This is a genomic window from Gordonia sp. YC-XJ4 (assembly GCF_059511865.1).
In genome coordinates this window covers 3,224,456-3,238,066 of the sequence record NZ_CM183447.1, presented here as the reverse complement: position 1 = coordinate 3,238,066, position 13,611 = coordinate 3,224,456, and the positions used below count along the sequence as shown (strand labels likewise).

General features: G+C 67.3%; 11 protein-coding genes. All 11 read left to right on the top strand.

The window, feature by feature from the left end:
• Window positions 1–83 precede the first annotated feature (83 nt).
• The 11 genes from argC to tyrS all read left to right on the top strand — a co-directional run bounded on the left by argC (window position 84) and on the right by tyrS (window position 13,566).
• Entirely contained in the window at window positions 84–1,121 is a 1,038-nt protein-coding gene (argC, locus tag AC5ZH6_RS14255) for an N-acetyl-gamma-glutamyl-phosphate reductase (RefSeq protein ID WP_006371194.1), read from the top strand.
• Window positions 1,118–2,377 carry a bifunctional glutamate N-acetyltransferase/amino-acid acetyltransferase ArgJ gene (gene argJ, locus AC5ZH6_RS14250; protein ID WP_006371193.1) on the top strand — a complete coding sequence of 420 codons (1,260 nt, stop codon included), beginning with the start codon at window positions 1,118–1,120 and terminating at the stop codon, window positions 2,375–2,377. Before argC ends, argJ begins: the two co-directional genes overlap by 4 nt.
• Window positions 2,374–3,375, top strand: coding sequence for an acetylglutamate kinase (gene argB / locus AC5ZH6_RS14245; RefSeq protein WP_006371192.1), 1,002 nt, complete (start codon window positions 2,374–2,376; stop codon window positions 3,373–3,375). Before argJ ends, argB begins: the two co-directional genes overlap by 4 nt.
• A complete protein-coding gene (locus AC5ZH6_RS14240) occupies window positions 3,372–4,592 on the top strand; it encodes an acetylornithine transaminase (RefSeq protein WP_006371191.1) in 1,221 nt (406 codons plus the stop codon). The genes argB and AC5ZH6_RS14240 overlap by 4 nt, the downstream gene beginning before the upstream one ends.
• On the top strand, window positions 4,589–5,512 hold the full coding sequence (gene argF, locus AC5ZH6_RS14235; RefSeq protein WP_006371190.1) for an ornithine carbamoyltransferase: 924 nt from the start codon (window positions 4,589–4,591) through the stop codon (window positions 5,510–5,512). Before AC5ZH6_RS14240 ends, argF begins: the two co-directional genes overlap by 4 nt.
• Window positions 5,509–6,021 (top strand): arginine repressor, encoded by a 513-nt coding sequence (locus tag AC5ZH6_RS14230; RefSeq protein ID WP_006371189.1) that lies wholly within the window; start codon window positions 5,509–5,511, stop codon window positions 6,019–6,021. Before argF ends, AC5ZH6_RS14230 begins: the two co-directional genes overlap by 4 nt.
• 134 nt (window positions 6,022–6,155) lie before the next feature.
• Window positions 6,156–7,358 (top strand): argininosuccinate synthase, encoded by a 1,203-nt coding sequence (locus tag AC5ZH6_RS14225; protein ID WP_006371188.1) that lies wholly within the window; start codon window positions 6,156–6,158, stop codon window positions 7,356–7,358.
• On the top strand, window positions 7,351–8,793 hold the full coding sequence (gene argH / locus AC5ZH6_RS14220; protein ID WP_006371187.1) for an argininosuccinate lyase: 1,443 nt from the start codon (window positions 7,351–7,353) through the stop codon (window positions 8,791–8,793). The genes AC5ZH6_RS14225 and argH overlap by 8 nt, the downstream gene beginning before the upstream one ends.
• Window positions 8,794–8,915: 122 nt before the next feature.
• Window positions 8,916–11,903, top strand: coding sequence for an AMP-binding protein (locus AC5ZH6_RS14215; RefSeq protein ID WP_020171037.1), 2,988 nt, complete (start codon window positions 8,916–8,918; stop codon window positions 11,901–11,903).
• Between the two features lie 82 nt (window positions 11,904–11,985).
• Window positions 11,986–12,201 (top strand): Trm112 family protein, encoded by a 216-nt coding sequence (locus AC5ZH6_RS14210; protein WP_020171038.1) that lies wholly within the window; start codon window positions 11,986–11,988, stop codon window positions 12,199–12,201.
• A gap of 63 nt (window positions 12,202–12,264) precedes the next feature.
• On the top strand, window positions 12,265–13,566 hold the full coding sequence (gene tyrS, locus AC5ZH6_RS14205; RefSeq protein ID WP_006371183.1) for a tyrosine--tRNA ligase: 1,302 nt from the start codon (window positions 12,265–12,267) through the stop codon (window positions 13,564–13,566).
• The last annotated feature ends 45 nt before the right edge of the window (window positions 13,567–13,611 follow it).

Below are 13,611 nucleotides of genomic sequence, written 5' to 3'. Positions count from 1 at the left end.
GGGAGAGCCCTGTCTCCACGCGGTCGAGGCGAGGCCACCGGGGTCGGTGTGAATTGATTTGCACCGCCATGCATAATGATTGCATGACGATCAAGGTGGCGGTCGCCGGTGCGAGCGGCTATGCGGGCGGTGAGATCCTACGACTACTGTGCGGTCACCCCCGACTGCGTTCGGGTGAGCTGGAGATCGGCGCGTTGACCGCGGGTGGCAACGCCGGCAGCACGCTCGGCACCCTTCATCCCCATCTGCTCCCGCTGGGCGATCGTGTGCTGGAGGAGTCGACACCGGAGGTCCTCGCGGGCCACGACGTGGTCTTCCTCGGCCTGCCGCACGGGACGTCGGCAGCGATCGCGGATGCCCTTCCGCCCACGACGTTGATCATCGACTGCGGTGCCGACTTCCGGTTGCGTGACAGTGCCGACTGGACTGCGTACTACGGGGGACAACACGCGGGCACCTGGCCGTACGGCATGCCCGAGCTGCCGGGCAACCGCGAAATCCTCTCCGGCGCCAGCCGTATCGCGGTTCCGGGCTGCTACCCGACGGTCTCGATCCTGTCATTGCTGCCGGCGGTCGCCGCGGGGTTGGTCGAACCGGCGGTCACCGTGGTCGCCGTCAGCGGGACCTCCGGTGCGGGGCGCACGCCCAAGGTCGACCTGCTGGCCGCCGAGGTGATCGGGTCGGCACGGGCCTACGGCGTCGGCGGTGTGCACCGGCACACCCCGGAGATCGCGCAGGCACTCTCGGCTGCCGCCGACATGCCGGTGACCGTGTCCTTCACCCCTGTTCTGGTCCCGATGTCACGGGGCATTCTGGCCACCTGCACCGCCCGTACCTCGGCGACTTCTGACGATGTGCGCGCAGTCTATGAAAAGGCTTATGCGGATGAGCCTTTCGTGCACCTTCTGCCGCCCGGGTCCCTGCCGACGACCGGTTCGGTGATCGGATCCAATGCGGTGCAGTTGGCGGTGACCGTCGACGAGCGCGCAGGCACTCTCGTCGCGGTCGGCGCTATCGACAACCTCACCAAGGGCACCGGCGGTGCTGCGGTGCAGTCGATGAATCTGGCGCTGGGCTGGGACGAGACCGAGGGTTTGAGCACCGTGGGGGTGGCACCGTGACCACATCGGATGATCGGATCGACACCGACGATCGCATTGCCGGCGGAGCGCCGCTGGACGCACCGCGATTGGTGCGGGAACAAGGCGTGACGGCCCCGCTCGGGTTTCGGGCTGCCGGGATCGCGGCCGGTATCAAGGCATCCGGCAAAGAGGATCTTGCACTGGTCTTCAACGAGGGCCCCGACTACGCCGCAGCCGGTGTGTTCACCCGCAACCAGGTCAAGGCCGCGCCCGTCCTGTGGTCGCAGCAGGTACTCACCACGGGCCGACTACGCGCGGTGATCCTCAACTCCGGCGGCGCGAATGCGTGCACCGGACCCGGCGGATTCCAGGACACCCACACCACCGCGGAGGCCGTCGCGGAGGCACTGAGCAATTGGGGCACCGAGACCGGTGCCGTCGAGGTCGCCGTCTGCTCCACCGGCTTGATCGGCGATCGTCTGCCGATGGACAAGGTGCTCGCCGGCGTCACCGAGATCGTCCACGAGATGGGGGGCGGTCTGTCCGGGGGAACCGACGCCGCCTACGCCATCATGACCACCGACACCGTGCCCAAACAGGTTGCGCTGCACCACCCGCAGGGATGGAACGTCGGCGGGATGGGCAAGGGTGCGGGAATGCTCGCCCCGTCACTGGCCACCATGCTGTGCGTGCTGACCACCGACGCTCGGGCGTCCGCCGAGCAACTCGACACCGCCCTGCGGCGGGCAACGGCGCTGACCTTCGATCGACTCGACGTCGACGGTGCCACCTCGACCAACGACACCGTGTTGTTGCTCGGTTCCGGCGCCAGCCAGATCCCGGTCGATCAAGCAGATCTCGACGCCGCCGTGCTGGCGGTGTGCGACGATCTGGCCGCCCAGCTGATGGCCGACGCCGAGGGCGTCACCAAACGCGTCACCATCACCGTCGCCGGTGCGCGGACCGAGGACGACGCGATCACCATCGCACGGACCGTGGCCCGCGACTCGCTGGTGAAGACCGCACTGTTCGGCTCCGATCCGAACTGGGGTCGCGTGCTCGCCGCGGTGGGGATCGCGCCGGTCACCATCGACCCCGACCGGATCTCGGTGTCGTTCAACGGCAATGCCGTCTGCGTCGACGGTGCCGGCGCACCCGGTGCGCGTGAGGTGGACCTGTCGGGCGCCGACATCGCCGTGCGCATCGAGCTGGGACTCGGCGAGGCGTCCGGTTCCATCCGCACCACCGACCTGTCGCATGCCTACGTCGAAGAGAACTCGGCGTACTCGTCATGAGCCTCGACGGGGTGGATCCCGGGGCCGTGAATGCCGGGGGCGCCGATCGCACGGACGCCGGCCTCGACAAGGCACAGGTGCTTGCCGAGGCGCTACCGGCGATGCAGTCCCTTGCCGGTGCGACCGTGGTGGTCAAATACGGCGGCAACGCGATGGTCGACGACGAACTCAAGCGCGCATTCGCCGCGGACATGGTCTTCCTGCGTGCCTGCGGAATGCATCCGGTCGTCGTGCACGGCGGCGGTCCGCAGATCTCGGCGATGCTGCAGCGGCTGGGGTTGTCGGGGGAGTTCCGCGGCGGGTTCCGCGTCACCACCCCCGAGGTGATGGACGTCGCCCGCATGGTGCTGTTCGGTCAGGTCGGACGAGAACTGGTGGGACTCATCAACACCCACGGTCCGTACGCGGTCGGCCTGACCGGTGAGGATGCGCACCTGTTCACCGCGACGCGCCGGACCGTGATGGTCGACGGCGTGGCCACCGATATCGGACTGGTCGGTGACATCACGTCGGTGAACACCTCTGCGGTTCTCGATCTCGTTGCGGCCGGACGTATCCCGGTGGTCTCGACGATTGCCCCGGATCGTGACGGCGTCGTGCACAACATCAACGCCGACACCGCCGCCGGGGCGCTCGCCGAAGCGCTCGGTGCGTCGCGGTTGGTGATGCTGACCGACGTCGAGGGGTTGTACACGGACTGGCCCGATCGGGGGTCGTTGGTGTCGCGGATCGACGTCGAGCAGGTCGCGAAGCTGTTGCCGCGCCTCGATTCCGGCATGGTGCCCAAGATGGAGGCGTGCCTGCGGGCGGTGACCGGCGGAGTCGGCGCGGCGCACGTGATCGACGGCCGTGTGCCGCATGCGGTGCTCGCCGAGCTGCTGACGTCGAGTTCGGCGGGTACCACCGTCGTGCCGTACCGAACCGGCGCCGGTTCGGTCACCGAACCGGCATCCCGAGCTCACCCCGACACCTCTGATCCGAAGGCCACGACCTCATGACCGCACCCTGGCAGCAGCGGTGGACGACCGCGCTGATGAACAACTACGGCACCCCCGCGCTCACCCTTGAGCGTGGCGCGGGTGCGCACGTGTGGGATGCCGACGGTAACCGCTACCTCGACCTCCTCGGCGGAATCGCCGTGAACGCGCTCGGACATGCCCATCCTGCGATCATCGACGCCGTCGCGAACCAGCTCGGAACACTCGGCCATGTGTCGAACCTCTACATCAACGAGCGCGTCGTCGAACTGGCCGAACGGCTGCTCGACAAGTTCGGGCAGCCCGGCCGGGTGTTCTTCTGCAATTCCGGGACCGAGGCGAACGAGGCGGCGTTCAAACTCGCCCGGCGTACCGGTCGACCGCAGATCATCGCTGCCGACAAGGCATTTCACGGTCGAACGATGGGCGCGCTGGCCATGACCGGACAGCCCGCCAAGCGCGAGCCCTTCGAGCCGATGCCGCCCGGTGTCGACTTCGTGCCCTATGGCGATGTGGCGGCGCTCGAGTCGGCGGTGTCGGAACGAACGGCTGCGGTCATCCTCGAACCGATCCTGGGCGAGTCCGGTGTGGTGGTGCCGCCGGCGGACTATCTCGCGCACGCCCGGCGGATCACGTCCGAGCACGGCGCGTTGCTGATCCTCGACGAGGTACAGACGGGAATCGCGCGTACCGGGACCTTTTTCGCCCACCAGGCGGTGGGCGTCGTCCCGGACGTGATGACCTTGGCCAAGGGGCTCGGGGGCGGTCTACCGATCGGCGCGTGCCTCGCCACCGGTGATGCCGCCGACCTGTTCACGCCCGGTCAGCACGGCACCACCTTCGGAGGGAACCCGGTCAGTGCCGCGGCAGCGCTTGCGGTGCTGCGGGTGATCGACGACGAGGGGTTGCTCGACCATGTCGCCGCGGTGGGTAAGGCGATCGCCACCGGGGTCGAGGATCTCGGGCATCCGCTGATCGACCACGTCCGCGGGTCCGGTCTGCTGCTCGGGATCGCGCTCACCGAGCCGATCGCCGCGCGCGTCGAGAACGCCGCGCGTGGCGGCGGTTTTCTCATCAATGCACCGGCGCCCGACGTTGTGCGCCTCGCGCCGCCGCTGATCCTCACCGAGGAGCAGGGTCGCGAATTCGTCTCGGCCCTAACGGGTTTCCTCGATGCCGCTGCTCACGATGCCGCTGTTCACGATGCCGCAGCTCACGATGCGAAGGAGAAGGCATGACCCGCCACTTCCTCCGGGACGACGACCTGACGCCCGAGGAGCAAGCCGAGGTCCTCGTACTCGCCGCGGAGGTCAAGCGCAACCCGTTCGCGCACCGTCCGTTGGAGGGCCCGCGCGGGGTCGGTGTGATCTTCGACAAGAACTCGACGCGCACCAGGTTCTCGTTCGAGATGGGCATCGCCCAACTCGGCGGCCACGCCGTCGTCGTCGATGGGCGTACCACCCAACTCGGCCGTGATGAATCGCTCGCCGACACCGGACGGGTGCTGTCGCGCTTCGTCGACGCGATCGTCTGGCGGACCTTCGGTCAGGACCGTCTCGACGAGATGGCCTCGACCGCAACGATTCCCGTGATCAATGCGTTGTCCGACAGCTTCCATCCGTGCCAGGTCCTCGCCGACCTGCAAACGATCATCGAACACAAGGGAGCCGCCGCGGGACTGCGGATGACCTACCTCGGCGATGGTGCGAACAACATGGCGCATTCGCTCGCGCTCGGCGGTGTGACCGCCGGGATGCATGTGACGATCAGTGCGCCGGAGGGCTTTTCGCCGGACCCCGCGGTGATCGCCGACACCGACAAACGTGCGCAGCTGACCGGCGGGTCGGTCCAGGTGATCGAGGATCCGGTGAGCGCGGCCGCCGGCGCCGACGTGCTGGTCACCGACACCTGGGTCTCGATGGGGCAGGAGGGCGACGGAAAAGACCGCAAGGCCCCGTTCCGGCCGTACCAGATCAACGCCGACCTGCTGGCCCGGGCAGCGTCGGATGCCATTGTGCTGCACTGCCTACCCGCTCATCGGGGCGACGAGATCACCGACGAGGTGATCGACGGTCCGGCGAGTGTGGTGTTCGACGAGGCCGAGAACCGGCTTCACGCACAGAAGGCATTGCTGATCTGGTTGCTGGGGCACCGATGACGGCGTCGAGCAGACCCGAACAGCCCGAGACGCGGCTGGCCTCCACCAGGGCCGGTCGCCACGCCCTGATCGTCGACATCCTCGCCAAGAACCAGGTGCGCAGTCAGTCGGAGTTGCAGCATCTGCTCTCCGCTCGCGGCATCGACGCCACCCAGGCCACCATCTCCCGCGATCTCGACGAACTCGGTGCGGTGAAACTGCGTGCCGCCGACGGCGGGGTCGGCGTGTATGTGGTGCCCGAGGACGGGTCGCCGGTGCGCGGGGTCTTCGGCGGGACCGATCGGCTCTCCCGGTTGCTGTCGGAATTGCTGGTCTCCACCGACGCCAGTGGCAATCTCGCGGTGTTGCGGACACCGCCGGGAGCGGCTCACTACCTCGCGAGCGCGATCGATCGGGCGAGTCTGCCCGATGTGGTCGGCACCATCGCCGGCGACGACACCATCTTCGTCTGCGCCCGTGACCCGATCGACGGCGCCGAACTGGCCCGACGAATCGAGGGTCTCGTGTGACAACCGGACGTCGCAGGAGACCCGACAACCAGCCCTGATCACCGCGAGTCCGCTTCCGCGGACCCCGATCACCCTCAGCCAACCGCGCATCCGAGAATGGATGTGCACATTCGAAACAGGAGCTCACTGAAGACATGGCCGAACGCGTCGTACTTGCATACTCGGGCGGACTGGACACCTCGGTCGCCATCAGCTGGATCGGCCGGGAGACCGGCAAGGAGGTCGTCGCCGTCGCGCTCGACCTCGGCCAGGGTGGCGAGGACATGGAGGTCGTGCGCCAGCGGGCACTCGACTGCGGTGCCGTCGAGGCGGTCCTCGTCGACGCGCGCAACGAGTTCGCCGACGACTACTGTTCGCCGGCGATCACCTCCAACGCGCTCTATATGGACCGCTATCCGCTGGTCTCGGCGCTGTCGCGACCGCTGATCGCCAAGCACCTGGTGACCGCGGCGCGCGACCACGGCGGCACCGTGGTGGCCCACGGCTGCACCGGCAAGGGCAACGACCAGGTGCGTTTCGAGGTCGGATTCGCCTCGCTCGCACCGGATCTGGAGGTCATCGCCCCGGTGCGCGACTACGCCTGGACCCGGGAGAAGGCGATCGCCTTCGCCGAGGAGAACGCGATCCCGATCAACGTCACCAAGAAGTCCCCGTTCTCGATCGACCAGAACGTATGGGGCCGAGCGGTGGAGACCGGCTTCCTCGAGGACCTCTGGAATGCGCCCACCAAGGACGTCTACTCCTACACCGAGGACCCGACGATCAACTGGTCCTCGCCCGACGAGGTCATCATCACCTTCGACAAGGGTCGCCCGATCGCCATCGACGGCAGGCCGGTGAGCGTGCTCGACGCCATCGAGGAGCTCAACCGGCGGGCCGGGGCCCAGGGCGTCGGACGGCTCGACGTCGTCGAGGACCGGCTCGTGGGCATCAAGAGCCGTGAGATCTACGAGGCCCCGGGCGCGATGGTGCTCATCACCGCGCACGAAGAGCTCGAACACGTCACCCTGGAGCGTGAGCTCGGACGGTTCAAGCGTCGCACCGACCAGAAGTGGGCCGAACTCGTCTACGACGGTCTGTGGTTCTCGCCGCTCAAGCGTTCGCTGGACACCTTCGTCGAGTCGACGCAGGAGCACGTCTCCGGTGACATCCGGCTGACATTGCACGGCGGACACATCGCGGTCAACGGTCGACGCAGCGCCGAATCGCTGTACGACTTCAACCTCGCGACCTACGACGAGGGGGACAGCTTCGATCAGTCCGCAGCCCGCGGATTCGTCGAGTTGCACGGTCTGTCGTCGAAGATCGCGGCGCGCCGGGATCTGATCGGTGAGTGAGAGAGCCGGGGGCACCAACGAGGGTTCGCTCTGGGGTGGCCGATTCGCCGACGGCCCGGCCGCGGCAATGGCGGCGCTGAGCAAGTCCACGCAGTTCGACTGGGTGTTGGCGCCCTTCGACATTCGCGCATCCAAGGCGCATGCGCGGGTCCTCAACACGGCCGGACTGCTCGGCGACGACGACCTCACCGCGATGCTCGACGGTCTGGATCGCCTGGCCGCCGACGTCGCCGACGGCACCTTCGGCCCGGCGCCGTCGGACGAGGACGTCCACGGTGCCCTCGAGCGGGGACTGATCGACCGGGTGGGTGCCGAGTTGGGCGGGCGGTTGCGTGCCGGCCGGTCGCGAAACGATCAGGTGGCCACCCTGTTCCGGATGTGGGTGCGTGAGGCCATGAGCCGGGTTGCACTGGGGGTGCTCGATGTGGTCGACGCGCTCACCACCCAGGCTGCCGCGCATCCTGATGCGGTGATGCCCGGCAAAACCCACCTGCAGGCCGCGCAACCGGTCCTGCTGGCGCATCATCTGCTGGCCCACGCCCAGCCGCTGATCCGTGACATCGATCGCCTCGGTGATGCCGACCGGCGGACCGCGGTGTCGCCGTACGGTTCCGGCGCCCTCGCCGGTTCGTCGCTCGGACTCGATCCCGGCGCGATCGCCACCGAACTGGGCTTCGACGCGCCGGCCGAGAATTCGATCGACGCGACGTCGGCGAGGGATTTCGCCGCCGAGGCCGCCTTCGTCTTCGCGATGATCGCTGTCGACCTCTCGCGCCTGTCCGAAGAGGTGATCATCTGGAGCACACCGGAATTCGGCTATGTGACGTTGTCGGATGCGTGGTCGACCGGTAGTTCGATCATGCCGCAGAAGAAAAACCCCGATGTCGCCGAACTCGCACGCGGCAAGGCCGGGCGGCTCATCGGTGACCTGACCGGACTGATGGCCACTCTCAAGGCCCAGCCGTTGGCTTACAACCGAGATCTCCAGGAGGACAAGGAGCCGCTGTTCGACGCGGTCGCCCAGCTGGAGTTGTTGCTTCCGGCGATCGCCGGGCTCGTGGGTACCCTGCAGTTCCACGAGGAACGGATGGCCGAACTCGCGCCCGCCGGATTCACCCTCGCCACCGATATTGCCGAATGGCTTGTGCGTCAAGGAGTTCCGTTCCGGGTTGCGCACGAGCTCGCCGGCGCCTGTGTCCGGGAGGCCGAGGAGCGGGGGGTCGGGCTCGACGAACTCGACGACGCCGCCTTCGCCGCGATCGATCCGGCACTGACGCCGCAGGTCCGTGAGGTGCTCACCGTCCGCGGGTCGATCGAGTCGCGTGACGCCCACGGCGGTACCGCACCGCGGCAGGTGCGGCGTCAGCTCGACGTGCTGGCCGAGGAGACTGCCCGACTGCGCACCTTCTGGATCGACAGGGTGTCGGTCCGATAGCTCGCTGCCGCCGTTGTCGCCGCGCCGGTGGCCGGACTGGCCGATAGCGGTCCGTCCGCGGAACCGGGTGGGTAGAGTGAGGGCCCACTGAGGAGGGGTGTCGATTGGGCGGAATTCCGGATGTGGGCGCGGTGGTCGGCCGCGTGGTCGCAACCGCACAGAACGGACTCGAGGTACTGCGTCTCGGCGGTCTGGAGACGGGCACGCAGCCTGCGCCCTTCGCGGTCGTGGAGACCGAGAAGATGTTCAAGCTGCGGCGGTACTTTCCCGGCGACGACGCCGACGGCCCGAACGTGGTGCTCATCCCGCCGATGATGGTGTCGGCGAACGTCTACGACGTCACCGAGCACAACGGGGCGGTGTCGATCCTGCATCGGCACGGGATCGTGCCGTGGGTGATCGATTTCGGGTCGCCCGACACCGTCGAGGGCGGGATGGAACGCGACCTTGCCGACCACGTCGTCGCGGTGAGTCGGGCGATCGACCTGATCATCGATGCCACCGGCAAGGACGTTCACCTCGCCGGCTACTCCCAGGGTGGGATGTTCGCGTACCAGACCGCCGCGTACCGACGTAGCAAGGGTCTCGCGAGCCTGATCACCTTCGGCAGCCCCGTCGACGTGCTCGCCGGCTTGCCGCTCGGACTACCGGCCGGGCTGGTGGTTCCCGGTGCCGAGATCCTCGCCGATCGCGTGGTCAGTCATCTGTGGGTACCCGGATGGTTGGCGCGCTTGGGATTCCAGATGCTCGACCCGGTCAAGACCGCACGCAGCCGACTGGACTTCCTGCGGCAGCTCCACGACCGCGACGCCCTGCTGCCGCGTGAAGATCAACGGCGCTTCCTCGAATCCGACGGCTGGGTCGCGTGGTCCGGCCCGGCGATCGCGGAGTTGTTGCGACAGTTCGTCGTTCACAACCGCATGGTGTCCGGTGGATTCGTCATCAACGGTGAACTGGTCACTCTCGCCGAGATCACCTGTCCCATCCTCGCGTTCGTCGGCGAGGCCGACGACATCGGCCAGCCGGCCGCGGTGCGGGGGATCGTCCGCGCCGCCCCCGACGCGGAGGTCTACGAATCGCGGGTACCGGTCGGACATTTCGGACTCGTTGTGGGCAGTACCTCCGGCGCCCAGACGTGGCCGATCACCGCGGAGTGGATCGGGTGGCAGTCCGGTTTGCGCCCCAAGCCCGAGGGACTGGAGACGATGACGGTTCCCGAGCCCGGTAGTGGGTCGGGGGTGAGCGTGGCGTCCCGCATCACTCACGGTCTCGGTGCGGTGGCCGACGCCGGCGCCGGGGTCTCCCGCGACCTGATGGGCATCGCCTCATCGCTGCAGCGGTCGTCGATCGCCGTCGCCCAGGAGTCGGTGCGCACCGTGCCCCGACTCCTGCGACTCGGCCAGATCCAGGCCGGAACCCAGATCTCGCTGGGAAAGCTGATGTCGGAGAACGCCAAACGCGGCGCGCAGAAGGAACTGTTCCTGTTCGAGAACCGTGTACTCACCCACGCGCAGGTGAACGCGCGCATCGACAACGTCGTCGCCGGTCTGGTGTCGTGCGGGATCCGTCCGGGCCAGCACATCGGCGTGCTGATGGATACCCGCCCCAGCGCCTTGGTCGTGGTGGCGGCGCTGTCGCGACTGGGCGCGGTGGCGGTGATGCTCTCGCCCGAGGGCGACATCGACGAGATGTTGCGTCTGTCCGACTGCGGCGTGGTGATCACCGACCCGAAGAACCTGGAGACCGCTGCGGCGCACAGTGATCGGGTGCTGATCCTGGGTGGGGGCAGTGGTGACACCCGGGTGATCGACCGTGCCGACGGTCACCGCATCGTCGACATGGAACAGATCGACCCAGCCGAAGTCGAGATGCCGGTGTGGTACCGGGCCGATCCCGGGTTGGCGGGCGACCTGGCGTTCATCCTCTTCACGAGGTCACAGGGCAAACTCGCGACCTGGCCCATCACCAACCATCGGTTCGCGATGTCGGCGTTCGGGGCCGCGTCGGCGGCCGGCCTGACCGATCGCGACACGGTGTACTGCCTTCCGCCGCTGCACCATGCGTCGGGGCTGCTCACCACACTCGGTGCCACCGTCGTCGGGCGTTCCCGAATTGCGCTGTCCAACGGGGTCGATGCAGAGACCTTTGCCGTGGAGGTTCGCCGCTACGGCATCACGGTCGTCTCCTACACGTGGACGATGATGCGCGAGATCGTCCGGTCGGAGAATTTCCACATCGCCGAGCACAATCCCATCCGGTTGTTCATCGGGTCGGGCATGCCCGTCGGGTTGTGGGAGGACGTGCAGGCGGCCTTCCCGCGGGCGCGCGTACTCGAGTTCTTCGCGACCGCCGACGGCTCGGCCATTCTGGCCAACGTGGCCGGCGATCAGGCAGGGTCGATGGGACGTGAACTGCCGGAGACGAATCCGGTTCAGGTGGCCGCCTTCGACATCGAGAATTCACGTCTCGAGGTGGCGCCCAATGGATTCGTGCGGCGCGCCGACGCGGGGGAGGTCGGGTTGCTGTTGGCACGCACCCGCTATCGATTCGACATTTCCTCGACCGTCCTGCGAGATGTGTTCAGCCGCAACGATCGCTGGGAAGTGTCCGGTCACCTGTTCCGACGCGATTCCGACGGCGACCTGTGGTTCATGGGTTCTGCGGACTCGGCGGTGCGCTCGACCGACGGCATCCTGTACCTCCCGCCGATCGAGAATGCGCTGTCCCGGGTCCCCGGTGTCGACCAGGTCGTCGCCTACAGCGTGGGTGATCCCGGTGCGCAGCTGGCGATCGCGGCCTTGACATTGAGACCCTCGATGAGGGAGGAGTCGCTGACCGTGACCAAGTTGCGGGTCGCTCTCGGCGAGTTGCCGGCTCCGCAGCGGCCACATCTGATCCGGGTGGTCGACGAGATCCCGGTATCGGACTCATATCGACCGATGGCGACGGCGTTCGCCCGGGAGGGAGTGCCACAGCCGGGCGCGAAGGTCTGGTACCGCGACGTCGAGGGGCGTTACCGCAGGTACACCAGGTCGTCGGCGGCCAAGGTCGCATGGAACGGCGCCGCACCCACGGAGGAGGCGGGCGAGGCCACCGGCACGATACGGTGAGGTCGACATGCAGCAACCGGCCTGCATCGTCGTGTGATCGCCGAAATGGTCGTGTGACCGTCGAACGAAGGGAATCAGCGGAATGTCGTCGCGTGCCGAGGCCATTGATCCGATCGTTCGGGAACGACTCGTGTGTCCGCAAGACCATGGCCCGCTGCTCAACGCAGGCGACGAGTTGTACAACCCGCGCCTTCACGTTGCCTACCGTATCGATGCCGACGGAATTCCCGTCATGCTCGCCGATGAGGCGAGAGCCGTCGACGATGCCGAGCATGCCACGTTGACCAGCGGTTCCTGATCGGCAGCCATCCCGCGCCTGCCCCTCGACCAGATTCCGAGTCCGGGGTGGGAAGATCGTCGGGTGAGTGCGCAGACGTCGGAGAACGCAGTGACCACCAGCGATATCCTCGAAGAGCTCGAATGGCGCGGTCTGATCGCGCAATCGACCGACCTCGATGAACTTCGTGCCACGCTGGACGCCGGTCCCATCACCCTCTACGCCGGGTTCGATCCGACCGCGGCAAGTCTGCATGCCGGCCACCTCGTACCGCTGCTGACGTTGCGGCGCTTCCAGCTCGCCGGCCACCGACCTCTCGTGCTCGCCGGTGGCGCCACCGGACTCATCGGAGACCCACGCGAGGTGGGGGAGCGTTCCATGAACGCCACCGATGTCGTCGAAGGGTGGGCGGACCGGATCGGTGGGCAATTGCGGCGGTTCGTCACCATCGACGACGCACCCAACAGCGCGGTTCTGGTGAACAACCTCGACTGGACCGGACCCATGTCGGTCGTCGACTTCCTCCGGGACCTGGGCAAGCACTTCTCGGTGAACGTGATGTTGGCGCGCGAGACCGTCAAACGACGCCTGGAGACCGACGGCATCAGTTACGCCGAGTTCAGTTACATCCTGCTGCAGTCCAACGACTACCTCCAGCTGCATCGACGACATGGCTGCTCACTCCAGATCGGCGGGTCCGATCAGTGGGGCAACATCATCGGCGGTGTGGATCTGGTGCGACGGGTCGACGGCGACGCTGTTCACGCATTGACCGTGCCGCTGGTGACCTCCTCCGACGGGAAGAAATTCGGCAAGTCCACCGGCGGCGGTAGCCTCTGGCTCGATCCGGAGTTGACCAGCCCGTATGCGTGGTACCAGTATTTCGTCAACACCGCCGATGCCGACGTCGTGCGCTACCTGCGGTGGTTCACCTTCCTCGATCGTGAGGAAATCGCCGAACTCGAGCGCGCCACCGAGGAGACCCCACACCTCAGGCTCGCGCAGAAGCGACTGGCAGCAGAGATGACGACGCTGATCCACGGCGCCGAGCACACCGCCGCCGTCCAGTTGGCCAGTCAGGCCCTGTTCGGTCGTGGGGATCTCGACGATCTCGACGAACAGACGCTGGCCGCCGCGCTGGGCGAAACCACGGTGGCCGACTACACCGGGACGCGGCCGACCATCATCGAGCTGTTGGTGGACACCAAGTTGTGTGACAGCAACAAGGCTGCGCGGCGCGCGGTCGCCGAGGGCGGGGCGTACGTGAACAATGCGAAGATCTCCGACGAGGAGTGGCGACCGGCCGACTCGGATCTGTTGCACGGCCGGTGGCTGGTCGTCCGGCGCGGCAAGAAGTCGTTCGCAGGCGCACGCATCGCCCGCTGACCTGGGGATTTGACGCGATGTTCCAACGCATGTAACTTTCTTGTT